Below are 22,142 nucleotides of genomic sequence, written 5' to 3'. Positions count from 1 at the left end.
TCGTCATGGCCGGGCTCGTCCCGGCCATCCACGTCGTCCCACATGCTGAGAACGACGTGGATGCCCGGGACAAGCCCGGGCATGACGGAGTACCTCATGGGCAGAACACGAGGGGCGGATTAGCGCAGCGTAATCCGCCCCTCGTCACCGCAAAGAGCGGCGGCTTACGCATCCGGCTAAGCCGCCCTACGTACTACTCCCAAGTGCGAAGAATATTGCGACACGAAATGAGTGGTACCTTTTGTTGTGTGAGCGGTTATGACTGCTCGCAAAAGCGGCGTGAAATCGAACATGGGGGAGATAAATGAGCGCGTTGACCTACGAAGCTATTTGGCGGTCGATATCAGCTCGAATACATGGATTGGCGAAAGCTGCGAGTGCACATGCTGGTTTTCTCGCGGCGAGCAATAGGTCGCCCTATGGCGCAGATAAGGAGCTGCAGCGTCAATGTGCGGAGATCTTGGATATAATCGAAGAATTTCAGCGCAACTACATCGGTGCGCTTCCTCTTGTGGCGAGCCGTGCTATCGACTCGTTTCGAGCTGATACAGGTCAGCAAATCAGACAAAACTCGGCTGGTGATGCCTTGCTGGTGCGCACCATCTTAGTGAAGTTAATCGCGTTTGAGGCCGAATTCACATATTGTCTTAGCGATCAAATGGAGCGCGTTCGGTCGGCGTCTGAGTTGGCTTTCATGCATTTGCAGCGCCTTATCGTCGCTGACGAAGACTACCAGAAAAAATGGAAAGATGCTTACAGTCACCATGAGACCTCGTGTGAGAAATTAGGCGCAACCCACTTGTTGTGGCATGGCATCTGGGCCTTCAAGGTCGATGCGGTGGCTGGAGGTAAGACTGATTTGGTCTACCAAGAACCGCTACAGATGGGGTCTGTGCCAGTGTCTCTTGGATTGGTCTTGACTGAATGGAAGAGAGTGACCGGAAGCAACGCTGATACTGCATACGTCGAAGCTAGGGCTCAAGCTGCTCTCTACCAAGGTGGAGTGCTTGGCGGTTTGGAATTGAATAGCCATCGTTACTTGGTGATCGTTACAGAGCGGCAAATCGTTCCCCCGGCAGACTTGGTAGAGGGCAACGTCGTATATCGCCATATCAATATTGCAGTAGATCCTTATTCGCCATCGGTTGCGGCAAAGCGAATGTGAGAAGGAAGTAGCGATATAGGTCCTTTGGGTGGTTTTGCTTCGGGAGGCGGGTGTGTTTAATGCAATTTTCCACGTCAATTCCGAAAATCAAAAATCCTCTTGCGCTTTCCCCCAAATCACCCGTATCCTCCGCCTCGTTCCGTACCGCTGAGGGAGCGTATCGCGATCGTCACGGACGCGGGTTGCGGAATGCGATGGATGCGGGCGGCTGCAAGTGGGGCTTTGGCCTTGCTGACGAACGGCTGACTGCGGACAGGAAATCGTGTCGTCCTGGCCTCCCGGTGCCGAGGCCAAGCTGGTGGTGATGATCCGCTGGCGACGGGGTCAATGAGCCGGTCCCCGGGGAGAGCACGTATAAATGTTAACACCATCGCGCAGGGAGGGCCGGGTGTATCAGGCCAGACCTGTGGTGACTGCCGCCTGCTTTCTTGTTTGCAGGCGGGCCACGGGCGCGGCCAGCGCCCGGCCTTCCCTGTGCCCTCGTTGTGAGGGTGCGCGTTCGAATGGCATGACTCGGGCGCGGGATGCGTCGCGAGGAGGTTGGTGCTCGGGTTGGGGTTGGGGAACTCCGGCGCTGTTAGTTCTCTCTAAGGGCTGTTTGACAATGTGGATCGGGATGTCTCCGCACGTCATTGCGAGCGCAGCGAAGCAATCCAGGGTCCCGCCCACCATCCTGGATTGCTTCGCTGCGCTCGCAATGACGGAGCTTGGGGCAGGTGCCTCGCGACACACTCCGCTGTCATCCTCCGCGAAGGCGGAGGATCCAGTACGCCGCGGCCGTCGTGGTTGAGCCGAGAGGCCGCGGCGTACTGGATTCCCGCCTTCGCGGGAATGACAGGTGGGGGTGGGGTGGCAGCTAGGGCTACAGCTACAGCTACAGGCGCAGGGTCGGTGAACCCCGCACGTCGCTTCGCTCATGCGGGTTACGCGGTCGGACCGCGAGCGTCACACGCCGCCGTCATTCCGGGGCAAGGCCGCAGGCCTTGAACCCGGAATCTCGAGCTGGGTTGGCGTTCTTTTCCGGCAAGCTCGGGATTCCGGGTTCAATCGCCAACGCGTCGTCGCTGCGCGCCGGCGCATTGACGATTGCCCCGGAATGACGGCGTCACGCGCGGGTTGGAGGCGCTGGGTGGTGGAGGGGCGGGATGGCGGATGCGTCGGGAGGAGGAGGCGGGGGGCAGCCCTGCGGCTTACGTGCCTACGGGGTTACGACTTTGGTCGGAACGGCCGAATGAGGGCAGCCATCGGGCGGCCGGCGCCTCGGTAAGTTATTGGACAAAAACGCCTTTTCCTCCTCGCTTCACCAACTGCGCCATTCCGCCGCAGTCTTCATGTCCATCCATTACAGAAGTTTAACGCCGCAGCCAGCACGCCGTAAGGCGGCGAGTCCCATGTTCACTGGCGAACGGGGCGAACAGCCCGGGACACACGTTTAGAGACCTTGACCAAAATCACTTGCGGAGAAAACCGTATGACTGACCGTCCGACCGACCTGTCCTCGCTTCCCTCCACTCAGAAGCCCCGCCGCGGGCTGTTCTCGGCGCGCAAGTTCGCGCTGATGGCCTCCGTCGTCGCGGGCCTCGGCGTCGCCGCCTACGGCCTGTCGCCGCAGGGCACGCCGCTGAACCTGTTCTCGACCTCGGCGCATGCGCAGGTGGCGAATGAGGTCAGCAAGGTCGCGCGCCCGGTCGGCTTTGCCGACATCGTGGAGCGGGTGAAGCCGTCGGTGATTTCGGTCAAGGTCAACATCGCCGAGAAGGTCGCCAAGAACGACAGCGACGAGGACACGCCGTTCCAGCCGGGCTCGCCGATGGAGCGCTTCTTCCGCCGCTTCGGCGGTGAGAACGGCATTCCCGGCATGCCGGGCCGCGGCGGCCGTGGTGGCGGTCGCGCGGTGACGGGGCAGGGCTCCGGCTTCTTCATCTCCGCCGACGGATATGCCGTGACCAACAATCACGTGGTCGACGGCGCCGACAAGGTCGAGGTGACGACCGACGACGGCAAGACCTACAGCGCCAAGGTGATCGGCACCGACCAGCGCACCGACCTCGCGCTGATCAAGGTCGAGGGCGCCTCGAACCTGCCGTTCGCCAAACTCGCCGACGGCAAGCCGCGGATCGGCGACTGGGTGCTGGCGGTCGGCAATCCCTTTGGCCTCGGCGGCACGGTGACGGCGGGCATCGTCTCGGCCGTCGGCCGCGACATCGGCAACGGTCCGTATGACGATTTCATCCAGATCGACGCGCCCGTGAACAAGGGCAACTCCGGTGGTCCGGCGTTCGATGTCGACGGCAATGTCGTCGGCGTCAACACCGCGATCTATTCGCCGTCCGGCGGCAGCGTCGGCATCGCGTTCTCGATTCCCGCCTCCACCGTGAAGAGCGTGATCGCGCAGCTGAAGGACAACGGCTCGGTGAGCCGCGGCTGGATCGGCGTGCAGATCCAGCCGGTGACGCAGGACATCGCCGACAGCCTCGGCATGAAGAAGGCCGAGGGCGCGCTGGTCGCCGAGCCGCAGGCCAATGGTCCGGCGGCGAAGGCGGGCATCGTGTCCGGCGACGTCATCACGGCCGTGAATGGCGAGCCGGTGAAGGACGCGCGTGAGCTCGCCCGCACCATCGGCGGCATCGCGCCGGGCGCTGCGGTCAAGCTCAACGTGCTGTCGAAGGGCCAGGAGAAGACGATCAACCTGACGCTCGGCAAGCTGCCGAACACGGTCGAGGCCAAGGCCGACACCGGCGACAACGACAACGCCAGCCCGACGCGCGGCGCCGACGTGCCGAAGCTCGGCATGACCGTCGCGCCTGCCTCGAGCGTGGCCGGCGCCGGCAAGGACGGCGTCATCGTCACCCAGGTCGATCCGAAGAGCGCCGCGGCCGATCGCGGCTTCAAGGAAGGCGACGTGATCCTCGAAGTGGCCGGCAAGTCGGTGACCTCGGCCGGTGACGTGCGCGAGGCGATCAATGCCGCCAAGGCCGACAACAAGAACAGCGTGCTGATGCGCGTGAAGAGCGGCGGCCAGTCGCGCTTCGTCGCGGTGCCGCTGGCCAAAGGCTAAGGCTTTCACGAGATGGAGGGTCGCCGGCCTGTTGCCCCCGCGCTGGCGGCTCTTCCTGGGGGCGGGCTTCAAGTCCCGCTCCCTTAAAACCTTCCGTCAGGAACATGCCCCCCTCCGTCGGAAGGAACTCGGGCGGTGAGGTCCCCCAGCCTCGCCGCCCACTTTCCTGTTGATCAACCCCCGGGCTGAAGCCGCCTTGCACGGATACGGCGGCCGGGCCATGTAGATGGACATCCAACCGTGACCGCCGCCCCCGTTTCCGCAATGCGCCTCCTGATCATCGAAGACGACCGCGAGTCCGCCGACTATCTGGTCAAGGCGTTCCGCGAGGTCGGCCATGTCGCAGACCTCGCCGGCGACGGCGAGGAGGGGCTCGCGATGGCCGAGAGCGGCGACTACGATGTGCTGGTGGTCGACCGCATGCTGCCCAAGCGCGACGGCCTGTCCTTGATCGGCGCTCTCCGTGACAAGGGCAACCGCACGCCGGTCTTGATCCTGTCCGCGCTGGGCCAGGTCGACGACCGCATCAAGGGCCTGCGCGCCGGCGGCGACGACTATCTGCCCAAGCCCTATGCTTTCGCCGAGCTGCTCGCGCGCGTCGAGGTGCTGTCGCGCCGCCATGGCGGGCCGGCCGAGGAGACGACCTACAAGGTCGGCGATCTCGAGCTCGATCGGCTGTCGCATCGCGTCGCGCGCGGCAAGGACGAGCTGACCTTGCAGCCGCGCGAGTTCCGCCTGCTCGAATATCTGATGAAGCATGCCGGGCAGGTGGTGACGCGCACCATGCTGCTGGAGAATGTCTGGGATTATCACTTCGATCCGCAGACCAACGTGATCGACGTCCACATCTCGCGGCTGCGCTCCAAGATCGACAAGGGTTTCGACCGCCCGCTGCTGCACACCATCCGCGGCGCGGGCTACATGATCCGCGATGGCTTGCGCTAGGCGGCGACGTGCTAAGGCGCGCTCAGCCAGCCCTTGGCGATCGCGTAATGGATCAGCTCGACGCGGCTCTGGAAGCCGAGCTTGGTCATGCAGCGCTTCTTGTAGGTCTCGACGCTCTTGACCCCGATCTGCAGCTTCAGCGCGATCGTCTTGGCGCTGTAGCCCGCCGCGGTCAGCCGCGCGACCTCGACCTCGCGCAGGCTGAGGTCGACGCCGGACACCGCATCGGCCCGGATCGGGATCTGCCGCGCGGCCGGGCCGAGCGCACGCTCCGCGATCCCCGGATCGAGATAGACCGCGCCCGCCGCCACCGCGTGGATGCCGCGGTTGAGCTCGTCGGTCGCGGTGCGCTTCAGCACGTAGCCGACCACGCCGATCTCCAGCGCCTGGCGGAAATAGGCGGCATCCTCGTGCACGGTCAGCAGCAGCACGCGGCTGGTGGGACAGGCCGCGAGCAGCTTCCTGGCCACCTCGATGCCGCTCATGCCGGGCATCGACAGATCCAGCACCACGACGTCCGGCCGCAGGTCGATCGCCCGCCGCAGCGCGGTCGGTCCATCCAGCGCCGACCCGACCAGATCCAGCTGGGTGTCCTCGGCGATCAAGGCCTTGATGCCGTCGAGCACGATCGGATGATCGTCAGCGAAGAACACCCGTATGCGCGCAGATGCTTGCCCCTCGTCCATCTCGCTTCCCCGGTCCGTCGTCCCCCCACGCGCGCCGCTCATCGGCTCGGCGCGCTCACGTTGCGAAGCGGTCGTCACGGATCGTCCGCCTGGAGCGGAATCCGCGCGAACACCGTCGTGCCGCGCCCAGGCGACGATTCGATCTCGAGCGAGCCGCCCACCAGCGCCAATCGTTCCCTGATGCCGAGCAGCCCGAGCCGCATGGCCGGGCTGCCCGCCTCATCGGCCGGAAAGCCGCGGCCGTCGTCCTCCACGATCATGCTGGCCTCCACGTCGGTGACGTTGAGGATGACGCCGACCTTGCGCGCTTCGGCATGCCTGACCACGTTGGTCAGGGTCTCCTGCAGAACCCGGTACAGCGTGGCCTCGATCACCTTCGGCAACCGCAGGTCCTTGGGCGCGAGATGCAGATAGTAGTTCAGCGCGGCGTTATCGCTCCACGTCTCCAGCAGGCTCTCGATCGCCTTCTGGATGCCCAGGTCGTCGATGGAGCTTGGACGGATTTCGGTGGCGATCCGATGGACGTCGCGGCCGAGGCTGACCGCAATCTTGTTGATGCCGTCCAGCCGCTGCTGCAGCCGGTCGTGATCGGCGATGTCATGGCCGATGGCCTGCAGGCCGAGCTGCAGCATGGTGAGCGACTGTCCGAGCGTGTCGTGCAGCTCGCGCGCGATGCGCTGCCGCTCGGTCTCCTGGTCGCTGACGGTGCGGCGCAGGACCTGCGTGAGGTCGCCTTCGACGGCAGCCCGCAGCTCGCTCTCCTTTTTAAGCGCTTCGGCGAGGCGTTCGGACTGCAGCAGTCGCGCGTTCAGCTCCCGGGTCAGCCGCTCCTGTCCCTGTCGGGCCACCTCGCGCTCCCGTGCGAGCTGGTCGATGCGCCGCAACACGACCTCGAGCAGCGCCACCCGCAGCCGGTGCGCGGCTTCGACCTCGCCCTCCAGCCATGGCGATGCATGCAGCCGGACCAGCTCCTGCCACATCGCGAAGCTGGTCCGCGGCGTCAGCATCTGGCGATCGGACGCGCCTTGCCCGCCCTTGGTGGGTTTTCCCGCCCAGTTGACGGTCCTGACCAGCTCGGGCCGAAACCAGAGCACGTAGTCACGCGGGTTCTTGGAGACCGACAGGGCGAGCAATCCGCTGGCGACGGCGGCGAAGCGCTCGGCGGGCGGATAGATCAGCGGAAGCCGGTCGGTCTGAAACACGCCGTCTTTCACGGTCGCGTTGAGCCAGCCGACGATGGCCTCGATCTCGTCACGATCCGGCGTGGCTTCAATGTTGGTGAATTCACCGTCGATCCAAAGCGCGACGCCGCTGGCCGGAACGAGGTCGAGCAGGTTGGGCCGATATCGGATCAACCCGGCCGCGAGCTCCGACTCCTGGCTCAGGCGATTGAGCAGCTCCTCATGCACCGCCGCGCTGCGCTTCTGGATGGCGAAGCTCTCCGCGGCGAGGCGCGCCTCGAGCTGCGACGACACCATCTCCGCGAACAGCTCGCAAGCCTCCCGCAAGCCATGCGGCAGATAACGCGGCTCGCGATGGTGGCACGCGATGAGGCCCCACAGCTGTCCGCGAATGATGATCGACATCGACATCGACGCCACCACGCCCATGTTGGCGAGGTACTGGCGATGGATCGGAGAGACGCTGCGCAACGCACTCTGGCTGAGATCGAGCGGCGCAGACGACGGGGCATCGGGAAGGGACAGGATGAGCGCGGCTTCGTAGCGTGCATCCGGGATCGCGCGAATCCAGTTGGTACGGTAAAGCTCGCGCGCCTGTTTCGGAATATCGGAGTGCGGATAATGCAGGCCGAGAAACGACTCGACGCCGGCGTCCGCCGCCTCGGCGATGACCGCACCGCTGCCGTCGTTCAGGAAGCGATAGAGCATCACCCGGTCGAAGCCGATCAGACGCCTGACCTCGTCGACCACGGCCTGACAGAACGACGGCGTTGCCTCGCTTTGCTGAACGCTGCGCAACATGCTCCTGACCGCCGCGAGCGGATTGTCGGGTGGCTGCTCACGGCGGGGCTCGATCTCGAGCACCAGTTGCGCACCGTCGCGGAAGGCCGTCACGTCCGCGCTGGTCGCAGCCAACGATCCGGCGGCGACGCTGAAGGCATGAACCGCGCGCGGCAGGCTCGCAGCTGCCGCCAGCGCCTGCAGCTGTGCCATGTGATCAGCAGAAAACAGCCGCGCCACATTTTCCCCGAGCAGCGTCTGCACCGGCCTGCGCAGCAGACCAAGCGTATCGCCGCCGGCATGCATGATCCGCAACTCAGTAGGCTCCAGCGCCAGCAGCACGCCGTGCGGCTGTATCGCACCGGGCCTATGGATCGGCTCGCTATCGCAAAGCGTCAGCTCGATCGCATCAACGCAACATGCGGACGCTTTGGCCGTGCCCTCGGACATCGGATCCATGGCTCGCGTCTTCCCCCCACGCCAGTGCTGAGTGCCGACGATCGCTTTTTGTGCGCCGGCGGGAGCATCAGGACTTGGGATGTCCGGGATTATCCTGACAGTCGCTTCTGTCCATTATAATTGACATTAACCCATGTAAATCAGAATTTACGTCCAGGCGATGTCCCGTCCGGCGCTCCCGGACGAAGGGGATCATTGTCAGTCTGGACAACAAAACGCTGCTCATGCGGGCCGGCGGGGGCACCGTCGTGCGCGAATTGAACCGGTTGCCTAAGTCCAGGTGCGAGCCATGCGCTCGTGAGTCAGCACGAGACCAACCATGAGACAACACAGGAGGTGACCTGATGCCGGACGATCCCAACAGAGTTTGGCCGACGGGACTGACGATCCCGGAATCCGAGGAGTTGCACAAGCATGTCATCGACGGCGCGCGCGTGTTCTTCGTGATCGCGTGTGTCGCGCACTTGTTGGCGTACATCTATTCGCCCTGGCTTCATTGAGGGGGCCGACATGAACCAAGGTCGTATCTGGTGCGTGGTCAATCCCACCGTCGGCTTGCCGCTCTTTCTCGGAAGCGTCGCGCTGACATCGCTGTGCGTCCACTACACGGTGCTGTCGCACACAACCTGGATGGGCGCCTATTGGGAAGGCGGCAAATCCAAGAAGGCGGCGCTCGAGGAGACGGTTTCGCCGGTCGCCCTGAATGCGAAGGCCGTGCCGGGCTATGTCATTTCGGTCGCGCCCGCGGCCGGTGACGGTGCGCGGTCCGGGTCGTCCTTCGTGGTCACCGTCGCTCCAGTTGCCGCGCAGGCTCAAGCTGCGGCCGACGATGCCGCGGCTCGGGCGCCGGACAGGCTCTCGCTCGCGACACTTGCGCCGGCGGACGCCAAATAGCTCTTCGTGAAAACTGCAGCCGTCGAGCTGAAAAGGTCCGGGATCTGCGGATCCCGGCCACCTTCATGGTCACGAAGAAAGCTCGCGCCCTCATGAAGATTGCGCATCTGCTCGGATGGCTTCAGTGATGATGAACCGTGTCAGTCAGAGTCTGATGAAAGGCTGGATCGGTCTGGGATCCCGCTTTCTGCCATTTGCAGACGCCGCCACCCCCGATTTGCCGCTCTCCCGCCTGCTGCGGCTGTCGCTGTTTCAGGTCTCGGTCGGCATGTCGCTCGTGCTGCTGATCGGCACCCTCAATCGTGTGATGATCGTCGAACTCTGTGTGCCGGCATCGCTCGTCGGGATCATGCTCTCTCTGCCGCTGATCTTCGCTCCGTTCCGGGCCGTGATCGGATTCCGCTCGGATACGCACCGCTCCGAGCTGGGCTGGAAGCGGGTGCCCTACATCTACAAGGGGACGATGCTCCAGTTTGGTGGCCTCGCCATCATGCCATTCGCGCTGCTCGTTCTCTCGGGCGGCGGTCAGGCCGCCAGCGCGCCGGCCTGGGTCGGCCAACTCGGCGCCGCTCTGTCGTTTCTGCTGGTCGGGGTTGGCTTGCATACGACCCAGACCGTCGGCCTCGCACTCGCGACCGATCTCGCGCCGGTCGAAGCGCAGCCGAAGGTGGTCGGGCTGATGTATGTGATGCTGCTGTTCGGAACCATCGCCAGCGCGCTATTGTTCGGCATCCTGCTCGCGGATTTCAGCCCGGCGCGTCTGGTCCAGGTCATCCAGGGGGCGGCTGTCGCCACCATCGTGTTCAATTCCGTGGCGCTGTGGAAAATGGAGGCGCGCGGCCGTGCGACGACTGTGGCGCGACGGCAGCCGACCTTCCAGGAATCCTGGGACAGCTATCTCAGCGGCGGCCAGGCGGTGCGCCGGCTCGTGACGGTCGGCCTCGGCACCATGGCCTTCAGCATGGAGGATGTCCTGCTCGAGCCCTATGGCGGGCAGATCCTGCATCTGACCGTTGGCGATACCACCAAGCTCACGGCGGCGCTCGCGGTCGGAGGTTTGGCCGGGTTTGGTCTGGCGTCGCGAATCCTGAGCCGCGGTTTCGATCCGTTTCGCATGGCCGGCTATGGCGTGCTGATCGGCATCCCGGCGTTCCTCGCCGTGATCGCCGCCGCACCATTTTCCTCCGCATTGCTATTTGGCGTCGGCACATTTCTGATCGGCTTCGGCGCAGGCCTGTTCGGCCATGGCACTCTTACGGCGACCATGAACCTCGCCCCGCAAGACCAGACCGGACTTGCGCTTGGAGCGTGGGGAGCCGTCCAGGCCTCGGCAGCGGGCGTTGCGATCGCGCTAGGCGGCGTCATTCGCGACCTGGTGGCGAGCGCCGCGCCGCAAAATGCGCTCGGCGCCGCTGTCGGCTATGTCTCGGTCTACACGCTCGAAATCATCATGCTGCTCGCCACGCTGGTGACCATGACTCGTCTCGTTCGCCCCGCTCCGGTCGGGCTTTCGCAAGACCGGAGCGCCAGGCCGACAGGGTGGTCCGACGAAGCCGGGGTCCGCACTCCAACAATATGGAAAAAGTCATGAGCCAGACGATCTGTCGGATGTACGCAACGCCTGCACAGGCTGCGAGCGCGAAGGCGGCGCTCGAGCGCGAGGGCTATAATGAGGTCTACCTCGTGGCGAGCGACAATGTCGGCGAATCCATTGACGATATCGTTGCGGCAATCACCCGGGGATATGTTCTGAAAGCTCACGCCCGCGTCTATGCGCAGACGATCAGCCGAGGCGGGTCTCTGGTGACCGTGCATGCGCCATTCACCGGTGGCGGCAGGGCGACGCGGATCCTCGACAATTTTTCTCCGATCGACTCCGGCATTGCCGAACCCGAGAGCCACGTCATGCCGTGGAACGAGGCGACGCCGATGTCGTGCATCCTGCAGATCCCGGTGCTGCTCGACAATCCGACACCGTTCGCGAGCTTCTGGAACGTGCCGCCCCTGTCGAGCAGCACGTTCTCGCTTTCAGCGCTCCTCGGCATGCCGCTGTTGAAGCGGTTCGGTCCGGCGGCCTCGTCGTTCGGCCTTCCGCTGCTCAGCCGCGATCCTGCTCCGTTGTCCTCGCTGCTGCGCCTGCCGACGCTGTCCCGACAACGATCCGTGCGACGCTGAAAGCCGCAGCAGCCCGGCAGCACGGGCGGACGGTACGCCTTGCCGCTCGAGGGCAGGCCCGCAACGGCCGCCCTGGGCTTCCGCCATGCGCGGCAGCCCCTTCATGAACGCTTTGTCACTTCTGGCCGGACCTCTCGTTTGCTAGGCTCGAAGCCCTGTTTGGCGGCGGCGGGTGAGCGCTTTGAGGACAGCTTCGTGACGGCTTTCGGCAAGCTGATAAGGACCACGGCGTTCCGCCTGACTCTGGTGTATCTGCTGCTGTTCGCGCTGTTCGCGGCGTCGCTGCTCGGCTATTTCGCCTGGAACACCCGCCGTCTCATCACCGAGCAGATCTCGACCACGGTTACCTCCGAGATCAGCGAGATGACAGACATCTTCTCCCGCTGGGGCCTGCGCGGCATCGTCGGCGCGATCGAGAGTCGCGCGCTGCGCCCGGGTGCCAATCTCTATCTGATCACGACGCCGACGGGGCAGGCGATCGCCGGCAACGTGGGTTCGCTCGCGCCGGGCGTGATGGGCTCGTCGGGCTGGTCGGAGACCTTCTATCGGCGGCTGGATGATTCCAGCGAGCAGAACCATCGCGCGCTGGTCTATGTCACGCAGCTGTCGAGCGGCTTTCGGCTCCTGATCGGCCGCGACCTCGAAGAGCGTCGCCGGCTGTTCGGCATCGTCGCCAAGGCGGCGCAATGGTCGGTGCTGGTGGTCGTCGTGCTCGGCATCGGCGGCGGCATCTTCGTCGCGCGCCGGGTGCTGCATCGGATCGATGCGATGACCGGCACGACGCGGCGGATCATGGATGGCGATCTCTCTGGCCGCCTGCCGGTCGGACGCAGCGGCGATGAGCTCGACCGCCTGGCGGAAAATCTCAACGCGATGCTGGAGCGCATCGAGGCGCTGATGACGGGCCTCAAGGAGGTGTCCGACAACATCGCGCATGATCTCAAGACGCCGCTGACCCGGCTGCGCAACCGCGCCGAGGAGGCGCTGGCGAAGTCGCGCTCGGAGGAGGAATATCGCGGCGCGCTGGAGCGCACGATCGAGGAGTCCGACGGTCTCATCCGCACCTTCAATGCGCTCCTGATGATTGCGCGCGCGGAGTCCGGACAGGCGCGCGGCGACATGGTGGAGTTCGACGTGGCCGAAGTCGCCGGTGGCATTCACGAGCTGTATGAGCCGCTGGCCGAGGACAATGACATGACGCTGCGCGTCACAGCGGCTGCGGCGCCGGTGCATGGCAATCGCGAGCTGATCAGCCAGGCGCTCGCCAATCTCGTCGAGAACGCGATCAAATACGGCAAGCCGGCCGCGCTGCCGCTCGATTCGGCCGCGGCTGCGACCAGTCGCGAGATCCTGATCGAGGCGCGGCGCGAGGGCGGGCAGGTGCTCCTCAGCGTCACCGATCACGGCGAGGGAATTCCGGAAGCGGAACGCAAGCGCGCGGTGGAACGCTTCGTGCGACTCGAGGCGTCCCGCACCTTGCCCGGTTCCGGTCTCGGCCTCAGTCTCGCCTCCGCCGTGGCGACCTTGCATGGCGGCGAGCTCAGGCTCGGCGACGCCAAACCGGGCCTCATCGCCACCCTCGTGCTGCCCGCCGGCGCGGGCCAGCCCGCGAAGCTTGCGGCGCCGACACAGGATGTGCCACAGAAGGCCGCATGACCTCCTCCGCGCCGGGAAACGCGGACGGGCAGAGCAGCTTGGCCGGGCGTTTCGTTGCCGGCCCGCATGTCCGTGCGCCCGATAAAGCCGAACACCGTCTGCAAGACTGGCTCGCCGAGCTCGAGCCTTCGCTGGCCGCCTCCCTTCGCGCGCTGCTCGCCGACGGCTGGCCGCGGACGATCCTGTCGGGCATCGTCGAATCCTCACCCTATCTGTTTGACCTCATTCGTGCCGACGGCCAGCGCCTGGAGCGCCTGTTGCGCTGCGACCCGCAGACGCATCTGTCCGAGCTGATCGCTCGCACCGGCCGCGAGGTGTTCGCGGCCGGCAGCGAAGCGGAGGTCATGGGCCTGCTGCGGCGGCTCAAATCCGAGGCCGCGCTGCTGATCGCGCTGTGCGACATCGGCGGCGTCTGGCCCGTCATGCAGGTGACGGCGGGACTGACCGACGTCGCCGTGTCCTCGGTGCAGATGGCGCTTCGCCATCTGCTGCGCCAGGAGGCCGCGCGCGGCCGCCTCGCGCCGGCCGATCCCGCGCAGCCGGAGCAGGGCTGCGGGCTGTTCGTGCTGGCGATGGGCAAAATGGGCGCCGGCGAATTGAACTATTCGAGCGACATCGACCTCATCGTGTTCTTCGATCCCGACGCCACTTCGCTGGCGCGCGATATCGAGCCGCAGCCGTTCTTCGTCCGCGTCACCCAGGCGCTGGCGCGGCTGCTGCAGAGCCGCACCGCCGACGGCTACGTGTTCCGCGTCGACCTGCGGCTGCGCCCCGATCCGGCCTCGACGCAGGTGGCGATGTCGACCGAGGCGGCGCTGCACTATTACGAGCGCGAGGGCCGCACCTGGGAGCGCGCTGCGATGATCAAGGCCCGGATCTGCGCCGGCGACGTCGCCGCGGGCGAGGCGATGCTGGCCGAGCTGGCGCCGTTCGTCTGGCGCAAGCATCTCGATTTCCAGGCGCTGACCGACGTCCACGACATGAAGCGCCAGATGCAGGTCTATCGCGGCCATAGCGAGATCGCGGTCGAGGGCCACAACGTCAAGGTCGGCCGCGGCGGCATCCGCGAGATCGAGTTCTTCGCCCAGACCCAGCAGCTGATCGCCGGCGGCCGCCACCCCGAGCTGCGCGTGCGCCCGACTTTGCAGGCGCTCGACGTTCTCACCGCAAGCAACTGGATCACCGCCCAGGCGCGCGACGAGCTCACCGTGGCCTATGAGTTCCTGCGCCGGGTCGAGCACCGGCTGCAGATGATGGCCGACGAGCAGATCCATAGTCTGCCCGACGACGTCGAGGGCGTGAGCCGCTTCGCGTGTTTCTTCGGCTATGACAGCCGCGAGCGTTTTGCGACCGACCTGCTGTTCCACCTCGACATCGTCCAGGGACACTACGCCCGGCTGTTCGAAGGTGACCCCACCGGCACCGTCAGTCTGCCGGCGGTGAACTACGGCGCCGGCCCCGACGAGCCGCGCCTGCTGGACCATCTCGCAGGCCTCGGCTTCCGCGATCCGGTGATGGTCGCGCGGACCCTGCAGCAATGGCTGGCGGGGGAGTATCGCGTGTTCCGCGCCGAGGCGACGCGGACGAGCTTCACCGAGTTCCTGCCGGCGCTGATCGACGGTCTTGCCCACGCCGACGAGCCCGATCGCGCCGTCACGGCCTTCGACCGCTTCCTGCAGGCGCTGCAGCTCGGCGGCCGCCTGATCACGCTGCTCGGTCAGAACCGCGACCTGGTCGCGCTGGTCGCGCTGGTGCTCGGCGCGGCGCCGCGGCTCGGCGATATGCTGGCGCGGCAGCCGCGCCTCATGGACGGCCTGATCGACCCGCGCTTCTTCGGCGCGATCCCGGACAGGCGCGAGCTGTCGCAACGTCTGGCGGCGACCCTGCAGGACGCCGGCACCTACGAGGAGTTTCTCGATCGTCTCCGACTGTTCGGCCAGGAGAGCCTGTTCCTGATCGGCACGCGCATCCTCTCGGGCACCGTGTCGGCGCAGCAGGCGGGCACGGCCTTTGCCGACGTCGCCGAAGGCATCGTGCACACCGTGCACGGTCTCGTCACCGAGCGCTTCGCCGCCCAGCATGGCCGCATCAAGGGCCAGGAGACCGCGATCATCGCCATGGGCCGGTTGGGCGCGCGCGAGATGACCGCGTCCTCGGATCTCGACCTGATCCTGCTCTATGATTTCGACGCCGACGCGCCCGACTCCGACGGCGAGCGTCCGCTGCAGGGCGCGCACTACTTCGCCCGCTTCACGCAGCGGCTGATCTCGGCGTTCACCTCGCGCACCAATTACGGCGTGCTCTACGACATCGACATGCGGCTGCGCCCGTCCGGCCGCGCCGGCCCGCTCGCTTCGCACATCGACTCCTTTGCGCATTATCAGGAGAAGGAGGCGTGGACCTGGGAGCACATGGCGCTGACGCGCGCGCGGGTGATCTCGGCCTCGCCGGCTTTCCGCGCCCGCATCGAGGAGATCATCCAGACCGCGCTGCGGAGAACCCGCGATGCCCAGGCGATCGCGCGCGATGTCGCCGACATGCGCCGTGCGATCGCCGCCGAGAAGGGCGAGGCTGACCTGTGGGACCTCAAGCATGCCGCCGGCGGCATGGTCGACATCGATTTCGTCGCGCAATATCTGCAGCTCGTCCACGCCGCGACGACGCCGGAGATCCTCGACGTCAGCTCGCTCGCGGTGCTCGACAATGCCGAGCGTCTCGGCGTGCTGCCGCGTGCGGAAACCGTGATCCTGCGTCAGGCGGCGCGGCTCTATCACGACCTGACGCAGATCCTGCGGTTGTGCGTCAGCGACAAGTTCAAGCCCGACCAGGCCGGCGACGACCTGCTGCGGGTGCTGGCCCGCGCGGGCGACGCGCCCGACTTCTCGGCGCTGGAGGCGCGCATGCGCGAGACCCAGAGCGAGGTGCGGCGGGTGTTCACGGCGCTGCTCGAAGGCTGATCATTCGCCTCGGAAAAGCGTTCACCTCCTGGTGCGCGCGATGACGGCATTCGCTCTGTGCATCATTTTCAACCGGTCAAACAGCAAGCCATAAGACGACGCGTCCGCGGCGCGATCGCGCCCGGAGTGTGCGGCAGGCGTCGCCCTCGACGACGATGAGGGCGCAGGGAATGCCGGGTGAAGGCCTCACCCATGGCCCGCCTGCAGCAAGAAAAGCAGGCGGCAGTCACCACAGGTGCAGCCGATTCGACCCGGCATTCCCTGCGCGATGGGTTTAACGCTTATACGCGATCTCCTCGGCGCCCGGCTTGTTGGCCGCCGTGTCGCGACAATGCGCTTACGCGCATTGCGCGGGGGACACCAGCTTCGGGGTGTCAGGACCACGCGACTTCACGTCCGCAAGCACATCATTCGTCCGCGCCGCAAAGCGCGCTGATGCCCTCACGTCCACCGCATTGCCGGCCCAACGTCTCGTGACGACGCGTACGCCCCTCATCCGGACCGGAACGGGGAGAGAAGTGACATGATTTGCTGATTTTCGGAAGTGAATTATTTTTGCACCGGGCTCTTGAAATGATCGATGTATCTGAGCCCAATCATAAAATGAGAGTTTTGGCGCATGAGCGCTGGATCGACATCTGGCCGTTGCGGACGTGGATGTCGTTGCCTTTCGGGCCGATCAAACCGGAGCATGCAGTGGCGCGGCAGACGATCGCGGCGGCGGGCAATGTTGAAGTCCCTGCCTATCTCACCCTCATCAAGCTCGGCTACGATGTCGATCCCGTCATTCAGGGCGACGACGAGCTATGGACAGCCCAGAATGCAAAGGTGCGACTGGTCGGCGATGGCCCGCTGCAATTGCTCGGCCTTGCGCTGCTCTATCGCGAACGTGGACTCGATTTGTATGCTGGCGATGAGGACATCGATGCATTCCTTGCTCGTTTTTGCTCCTAGAGGCGTAGGGCGGATTGGCGCAGCTTCATCCGCCGGTGTCGCGAGGCGGCGGGTTACGCCTTTCGGCTAATCAATACGACTGCGTCAAATAACTGCCCGCGGTCCGTCGTCATTCCGGGGCGCCCGAAGGGCGAGCCCGGAATCCATAGCCACAGACGGACGCTTGGCCGGCAAGGTGCCCCACGACCAGCCTGCCTCACACGATTGCCTGTGGGTATGGGTTCCGGGCTCGCCCTACGGGCGCCCCGGAACGACACGTGGAGAGAGCGAAGCCCTGTTCTCACGCAGTGCTGCGAGCGTAGGGCCGCCGTTGTCGAGGTTGCGGGTTACGCCTTCGGCTGACCCGCCCTACGGACTGCCTAAACATGTCGCAGCGCACTATGTGACGCTCAAGTCACAGTTACTTTTATACCGACTCCAAAATATAATATGACTATTCAAAGGCACCCCAGCGCTTGCTAGGCTGACCGTCCAATCTCAGGTTGACGAATTCGCTCAAGAAATGAGCGGCGGCCGGGATTGAGCCGTGGGGAAGCGCGTGCCGGGACGAGGCTTTGGGCCGGACGCGACAGATAACAGCCAGAGCCTGGGGCGCTGCGAGGAGCAGAAAAATGAGTGGGTTTGTGACGACCGCGCGCATGTGCGGCGCAGGGGTCGCTTTGTCTTGTTTGATGGGGGGTGGGGCTGTCGCGGCGGATCTGCCGGCGAAGGCGCCGCCGGTTGCCTATACCGATGATTTCTGGACGCGGCCGTATCTGTTCGGCGATCTCGGCCGGACCAGGCTGAAGGAGCAGGGCATCTCGCTCGCGCTGACGCTGGGCGACGAGGCCGTCACCAACCTGTCGGGCGGATCGCGCAAGACGTCGGCCAATGCCGGGCAGTTGTGGTTCGAGGCCAAGTTCGACCTCGCCAAGCTCGCCGGCATCCAGGGCGGCCTGATCGGCGTCACGCTGGTCGATCGCTTCGGCAAGAACCTCAACAGCGAGGCCGGCATTCCGGCGCTGATGCTGACCAACGAGGTGTTCGGCCGCGGCAACATCCTGCGGCTCACCGAATTCTACTATCAGCAGAAGCTGCTCGACGATCGCCTCGTGCTCAAGGGCGGCCGGCTGCCGGTCGGCTCCGACTTCTTCTTCGGCCAATGCGAGTTCATCAACCTGACGTTCTGCGGCGGCCAGCCCGGCAACATCCAGGGCGGCTACATCTACAACTGGCCGGTGAGCCAGTGGGCCGGCGTGGTGCACTACAACTTCACCAAGGAGTGGAAGCTGTCGGTCGGCGTCTACGACGCCAATCCGAACTACCTGACGACCTCGGACGCGGGCGTCTATCTGGCGCCGGGCATTCCGCGCTCCAGCGCGGCCGCGGGCGTCCTGGTGCCGGTCGAGGTGGTGTACGAGCCGAGTGGTCCGCTTAACGGCACCTGGCGCTTCGGCGGCTGGTATGACAGCGCCTCGACGATCGACGGCGGTCTGCCCGGCATCATTGGCGTCGTCGCCGGCGGTCCCGGCGTGGGCGATCAGAACCTCAGCAGCACGCGCGGCCGCTACGGTTTCTACGAATCGATCCTGCAGCGCCTGACCGTCGAAGGGCCGAAGGCGCAGGGCTGGTACACCTTCCTCAACACCAGCGTCGCCGATCACCGCACCGCGTATCAGGACTACCAGGTCTCCTGGGGCGTCAAGCACACCGGCACCTTCTCGTTCCGGCCCGAGGACGAGGTCGGCTTCGCGGTCGGCACCACGCACGTCAACTCGGCGGCGCTGACGCCGAATGCCGGCGGCAACGAGGTGCCGATCGAGGCCTGGTACGGCTGGCAGGCCACCGGCTGGATGAACCTGAAGTTCGACGCCCAGTATGTGATCAATCCGGGCGGACGCGGCTTCAACGCCGCCGGCGTGAAGACCGGCAATGCCGTGGTCCTCGGCCTGCGCACGGTGGTGCACTTCTGAGACGGTCCTGATCACGGGCGGACGCGTGTCATCCGCCCGTGATCAGGCCACAGCAAAGCGCTCCGCCGGCGGCGGAGCGGCCGATCCTGCCCAGCAGGGCAGGGCGCGCGGCGATGATGTCGATTGACTCTTCCGCACTGCGACACGACATCTCCCGGACTGCGACAAGCGCCCAGGAGACTGCCATGACCGCAACACACGCCCATTCCGTCGCCGGCCAACGCCTGGGCGACGAGGTCGCGGACTGGCTGACCAACGGCACCCGCGACGAGCGCTTCATCGACAATATCTTCGGCCAGATGTGCGTGAGGCTGCAGCGCGCCGGCATCCCGGTGATGCGGGCCTCGCTGCACGTCCAGATCAACCATCCGCAATGGCTCGGCGCCCGCATGCTGTGGAGCGACGGCATGGAGGGCGCGGAGATCGCGCGGGTGGACTACGACGTGCGCGAGCGATCGGAATATATCGGGAGCCCCGCCAGCGAGATCTATGACGGCGCCGAGGAGATCCGTGAGAATCTCGCACGCGACCCGAAGCTCGGCCGTCAACATGCGGTCTATGACGACATGCGCGCCATGGGCCTGACCGACTATGTCGCCTGGCCGATGTATCACACCCTGGGCAAGCGCCACATCGTGACGTTCGCGACCGACCGCCACGGCGGCTTCGACCATCCGCATATCGATGCGCTGCGCCGGCTCGTTCCGGTGCTGGCGCTGGTCAGCGAGATTCGCATCAAGAACCGCCTGGCGCGGACCCTGCTCGAAACCTATGTCGGGCCGCATGCCGGCGAGATGGTTCTCGCCGGCGCAACCCGGCGCGGCAGCGGCGAGACCGTGCGCGCCGCGATCATGATCTGCGATCTCCGCGACTTTACCAAGATCTCGGACAACTGGCCGCGCGACGACGTGATCGATCTGCTCAACGGCTATTTCGACGCGATGGTCGAGCCGATCACGCAGCATGGCGGCGAGATCCTGAAGTTCATCGGCGACGGTCTGCTGGCGATCTTTCCACTGAGCCAGCCCGGCGCCTGCGAGAACCTGCTGTACGCCGTGACCGGCGCCAGGCAGGCGATGGCGGAGCTGAACGTGCGTCATGCCGAGAGTGGGCGTGCGCCGCTGCGCTACGGCATCGGCATCCATGTCGGCGACGTGATGTACGGCAACATCGGCTCGCGCACGCGGCTCGATTTCACCGTGATCGGACCGGCGGTCAACATGGCCTCGCGCATGGAGGCGCTGACCAAGCAGGTCGGCCGCTCCGTGCTGATGTCGCGCGCCTTCGCCGAGCTCGTCGAAGGACCGTTCGCGCTGGAGCGCGTCGGAGAGTTTCCGGTCCGCGGCTTCAGCGACCCGATCGAGCTGTTTGCGTTCGAGGGCTAGACGAATCGCGTCGTAGTGTCATAGCCCGGATGAGCGCAGCGACATCCGGGGTCACCGATAGCGGTGCGTGCGACCCCGGATGCCGCTCTGCTCATCCGGGCTATCCGCGTGCCGTGACTCGCCGACATATTCCTTCAGTCGACGTTCGGCGTCCCGCCGGACGTAAAATCCCGTTCGATCCGGAGAAACATATCCGAGGGCCTGTCATAGCTGACGAGCTTCACGTCGAGCTCGAATCCCGACGCCAATTGCAGGGCGCGCCGCAGCGCAGCTTCGATCCAGTCGTCGAGATTGCCGAACGCCCCGCCGCCGACACTGGTCAGCAGCACGATGGTCGAGCCGCGAGCGGCGTTCAGCACCGCGCTCCAGATCGTAGCTTCATAGCTCGCCTCCAGGATGAGGCGAGCAAATGGCTCCCAATAGCGGGGCGCGGGCGAGCAGTAGGCGACCGGAAGCGCCGAGCAGAACGCCTGCGACACGGTCGGCCGCGGCTCCTCCGCGTCGGTGAGCTCGACATCCGAATGCAGACCGATCCGAAGCTGTCCGCGCAGCGCGTCGATCTCACCATCATCGCTGGCCTCGAGGATGGCCGTGATGGAGTCGAGGCCGGCGCGCGTGCATAGGGCATAGCCATTCGTCATCGCCCACAGCTCGCCGCCGCGGGGCAGGCGGCGCTTCAAAGCGGCCTCGACATCTGCGAGCGCGTCGAGCTGACGGTCGCGGGTCTGACCTGATTGATCGCGGAGCGGGGCGAAGTAGTTTCGGTAGATCGTCGCAGCGCCTGCGGCAATCGCGCAGGCCGGCCCCTGCGTCGGATCGTGCTGGTAGATCGTCACGCCGTCCTCCGGCGTGGCGTGGGGCCCGATCATCTCCAGCAGATTGAACTGCGAGGCGACCTGGAAGAGGGCGCCGCTGAACTCCGGCACCAGATGAAGCCTGCGGACATCGCCGCTGACGAGGCTCACGCGGAGCCGCCCGGTTCGAGGGGCCGAGCCTTTGACCCTGGTCCGGAGCTCCGACAATGTCGGCAGCTCCAGCCGTCCGGTCCGGTAGCTCTTGCCGTTGACCAGAGACGTCAGCCGTCCGTCCTCGCAGGCGAGTCTGCCGCGCGTCGAGGCATAGTCGGTCTCCTTGAAGCCGGTCAGTCGTTCGAACCAGTCCACGGCATCAGCCTTTCGTCCTCGTCAGCCGATCAGATCCTGACGTTCGCGAGAGACCTAATCTAGGCCATCGTAGCTCGCTCCGGCAATCAACGACTCTGTCGCCGCACACCTAGAGGATCCGCAGCGGCCGCCAATAGACGAGGCTCGGCACGAACACGACAACAGCAAGCGCGACTGCGCCCCCGGCCAGACATATAATGGAGATAGTGCGCGCTGACAGGTTGCGGGCCTGCGGCAGGAATGTGAGCGCCCGAACGGTGGCTCCGGTGAGGAAGCCGGCTCTTGCGACCGGCAGCAACGGGATGTCGAGCAGATCTTCGAACTTGCAAGCGCGGCTGCAGCCGTGTTGCTCTGGCGTCCACCATTCGCGCAGGGCGCTGATCGCAGTCGCCGACGCGAGCAGCAGCATCGCCACCAGCAACGCCCGCCACGCGGGCATCAGCACCGCGATCGCATAGGAAATGAGGCAGACGCCGAGCAGTTGCGTCAGAAGGTCGAACACGCTCGCCCCTCAGCTCTCATCCAAAAACGGCGCCACCACCTCCCGGGTCTCGGCGCTGGTCACGACGGGCACGATCTCGAAGGTCATGCCGGTGTCGCGGGCGTTGGCGAGAATCCATTGCTGCAGCAGGCGGGCGTCGTCGCATTCCATCAGCTGGAAGCAGCGGTCGAAATTCGGCTCGATCCAGCTGCCGAGATATTTGAGGCCTTCGGGAAGTTTGTAGNGCCGGG

Annotated in this window: 16 protein-coding genes and 1 pseudogene; 12 read left to right on the top strand and 5 right to left on the bottom strand. The window is 65.4% G+C overall.

Annotated features, from left to right (window positions below; all coding sequences use genetic code 11):
- Nucleotides 1-304 precede the first annotated feature (304 nt).
- From BRAO375_RS31500 to BRAO375_RS31490, 3 genes are all read left to right on the top strand, one after another.
- A complete protein-coding gene (locus BRAO375_RS31500) occupies nucleotides 305-1,165 on the top strand; it encodes a hypothetical protein (protein ID WP_009031476.1) in 861 nt (286 codons plus the stop codon).
- 1,471 nt (nucleotides 1,166-2,636) lie between these two features.
- Entirely contained in the window at nucleotides 2,637-4,223 is a 1,587-nt protein-coding gene (locus BRAO375_RS31495; protein WP_009031475.1) for a Do family serine endopeptidase, read from the top strand.
- A 264-nt stretch (nucleotides 4,224-4,487) separates the two neighbouring features.
- Nucleotides 4,488-5,168: a response regulator transcription factor gene (locus BRAO375_RS31490; RefSeq protein ID WP_009031474.1), complete on the top strand. Its 681-nt coding sequence runs from the start codon at nucleotides 4,488-4,490 to the stop codon at nucleotides 5,166-5,168.
- A gap of 11 nt (nucleotides 5,169-5,179) precedes the next feature.
- Here BRAO375_RS31490 and BRAO375_RS31485 read toward each other — a convergent pair whose 3' ends face one another.
- Together BRAO375_RS31485 and BRAO375_RS31480 are read right to left on the bottom strand one after the other, a co-directional pair.
- Complete coding sequence (locus tag BRAO375_RS31485; protein WP_009031473.1) at nucleotides 5,180-5,854, bottom strand: response regulator; 675 nt, start codon at nucleotides 5,852-5,854, stop codon at nucleotides 5,180-5,182.
- Between the two features lie 74 nt (nucleotides 5,855-5,928).
- A complete protein-coding gene (locus BRAO375_RS31480) occupies nucleotides 5,929-8,274 on the bottom strand; it encodes a GAF domain-containing protein (protein WP_009031472.1) in 2,346 nt (781 codons plus the stop codon).
- A gap of 344 nt (nucleotides 8,275-8,618) precedes the next feature.
- On the opposite strand from BRAO375_RS31480, the gene pufB reads away from it, so the two are divergent.
- The 9 genes and pseudogenes from pufB (at nucleotide 8,619) to BRAO375_RS31435 (ending at nucleotide 20,247) form a co-directional block, all read left to right on the top strand.
- Nucleotides 8,619-8,774, top strand: a complete 156-nt coding sequence (gene pufB, locus BRAO375_RS31475) for a light-harvesting antenna LH1, beta subunit (protein ID WP_008963656.1) — start codon at nucleotides 8,619-8,621, stop codon at nucleotides 8,772-8,774.
- A 10-nt stretch (nucleotides 8,775-8,784) separates the two neighbouring features.
- Nucleotides 8,785-8,961 (top strand): annotated as a pseudogene (locus BRAO375_RS38765) (light-harvesting protein); the annotation flags it as partial.
- 337 nt (nucleotides 8,962-9,298) lie between these two features.
- Nucleotides 9,299-10,759 carry a PucC family protein gene (locus BRAO375_RS31465; protein WP_009031470.1) on the top strand — a complete coding sequence of 487 codons (1,461 nt, stop codon included), beginning with the start codon at nucleotides 9,299-9,301 and terminating at the stop codon, nucleotides 10,757-10,759.
- Nucleotides 10,756-11,343, top strand: a complete 588-nt coding sequence (locus BRAO375_RS31460) for a hypothetical protein (protein WP_035643205.1) — start codon at nucleotides 10,756-10,758, stop codon at nucleotides 11,341-11,343. Before BRAO375_RS31465 ends, BRAO375_RS31460 begins: the two co-directional genes overlap by 4 nt.
- A gap of 195 nt (nucleotides 11,344-11,538) precedes the next feature.
- A complete protein-coding gene (locus BRAO375_RS31455) occupies nucleotides 11,539-12,999 on the top strand; it encodes a sensor histidine kinase (protein WP_009031468.1) in 1,461 nt (486 codons plus the stop codon).
- On the top strand, nucleotides 12,996-15,956 hold the full coding sequence (locus BRAO375_RS31450; protein WP_009031467.1) for a bifunctional [glutamine synthetase] adenylyltransferase/[glutamine synthetase]-adenylyl-L-tyrosine phosphorylase: 2,961 nt from the start codon (nucleotides 12,996-12,998) through the stop codon (nucleotides 15,954-15,956). Before BRAO375_RS31455 ends, BRAO375_RS31450 begins: the two co-directional genes overlap by 4 nt.
- A 528-nt stretch (nucleotides 15,957-16,484) precedes the next feature.
- The gene (locus BRAO375_RS31445) at nucleotides 16,485-16,910 is read left to right on the top strand and encodes a hypothetical protein (protein ID WP_139031516.1); all 426 of its coding nucleotides are present in this window, start codon (nucleotides 16,485-16,487) and stop codon (nucleotides 16,908-16,910) included.
- Nucleotides 16,911-17,521: 611 nt separating this feature from the next.
- Entirely contained in the window at nucleotides 17,522-18,862 is a 1,341-nt protein-coding gene (locus BRAO375_RS31440; RefSeq protein WP_035643201.1) for a carbohydrate porin, read from the top strand.
- A 185-nt stretch (nucleotides 18,863-19,047) separates the two neighbouring features.
- Nucleotides 19,048-20,247 carry an adenylate/guanylate cyclase domain-containing protein gene (locus tag BRAO375_RS31435; protein ID WP_009031464.1) on the top strand — a complete coding sequence of 400 codons (1,200 nt, stop codon included), beginning with the start codon at nucleotides 19,048-19,050 and terminating at the stop codon, nucleotides 20,245-20,247.
- A 134-nt stretch (nucleotides 20,248-20,381) separates the two neighbouring features.
- Here the strand turns inward: BRAO375_RS31435 and BRAO375_RS31430 are convergent, their stop codons facing one another.
- The 3 genes from BRAO375_RS31430 to BRAO375_RS31420 all read right to left on the bottom strand — a co-directional run.
- Nucleotides 20,382-21,410, bottom strand: a complete 1,029-nt coding sequence (locus BRAO375_RS31430; RefSeq protein WP_009031463.1) for a hypothetical protein — start codon at nucleotides 21,408-21,410, stop codon at nucleotides 20,382-20,384.
- 109 nt (nucleotides 21,411-21,519) lie between these two features.
- The gene (locus BRAO375_RS31425) at nucleotides 21,520-21,912 is read right to left on the bottom strand and encodes a hypothetical protein (protein ID WP_009031462.1); all 393 of its coding nucleotides are present in this window, start codon (nucleotides 21,910-21,912) and stop codon (nucleotides 21,520-21,522) included.
- 9 nt (nucleotides 21,913-21,921) lie between these two features.
- A partial coding sequence (locus BRAO375_RS31420; RefSeq protein WP_035643197.1) for a DUF3303 domain-containing protein occupies nucleotides 21,922-22,142 on the bottom strand: 221 nt, incomplete at its 5' end.

The sequence above is a fragment of the Bradyrhizobium sp. ORS 375 genome (assembly GCF_000239775.1).
In the GTDB taxonomy this organism is placed as follows: Bacteria; Pseudomonadota; Alphaproteobacteria; order Rhizobiales; family Xanthobacteraceae; genus Bradyrhizobium.
The sequence above is the reverse complement of the archived record's forward strand: the minus strand, read 5'-3'. Positions and strand labels throughout refer to the sequence as shown.

What these genes read in the sequence shown, in the direction of transcription:
- BRAO375_RS31440 (WP_035643201.1), top strand. Translation starts at nt 17,522, where the DNA reads ATGAGTGGGTTTGTGACGACCGCGCGCATGTGCGGCGCAGGGGTCGCT.
- pufB (WP_008963656.1), top strand. Translation starts at nt 8,619, where the DNA reads ATGCCGGACGATCCCAACAGAGTTTGGCCGACGGGACTGACGATCCCG.
- BRAO375_RS31435 (WP_009031464.1), top strand. Translation starts at nt 19,048, where the DNA reads ATGACCGCAACACACGCCCATTCCGTCGCCGGCCAACGCCTGGGCGAC.
- BRAO375_RS31465 (WP_009031470.1), top strand. Translation starts at nt 9,299, where the DNA reads ATGAACCGTGTCAGTCAGAGTCTGATGAAAGGCTGGATCGGTCTGGGA.
- BRAO375_RS31485 (WP_009031473.1), bottom strand. Translation starts at nt 5,854, where the DNA reads ATGGACGAGGGGCAAGCATCTGCGCGCATACGGGTGTTCTTCGCTGAC.
- BRAO375_RS31460 (WP_035643205.1), top strand. Translation starts at nt 10,756, where the DNA reads ATGAGCCAGACGATCTGTCGGATGTACGCAACGCCTGCACAGGCTGCG.
- BRAO375_RS31500 (WP_009031476.1), top strand. Translation starts at nt 305, where the DNA reads ATGAGCGCGTTGACCTACGAAGCTATTTGGCGGTCGATATCAGCTCGA.
- BRAO375_RS31495 (WP_009031475.1), top strand. Translation starts at nt 2,637, where the DNA reads ATGACTGACCGTCCGACCGACCTGTCCTCGCTTCCCTCCACTCAGAAG.
- BRAO375_RS31490 (WP_009031474.1), top strand. Translation starts at nt 4,488, where the DNA reads ATGCGCCTCCTGATCATCGAAGACGACCGCGAGTCCGCCGACTATCTG.
- BRAO375_RS31480 (WP_009031472.1), bottom strand. Translation starts at nt 8,274, where the DNA reads ATGGATCCGATGTCCGAGGGCACGGCCAAAGCGTCCGCATGTTGCGTT.
- BRAO375_RS31450 (WP_009031467.1), top strand. Translation starts at nt 12,996, where the DNA reads ATGACCTCCTCCGCGCCGGGAAACGCGGACGGGCAGAGCAGCTTGGCC.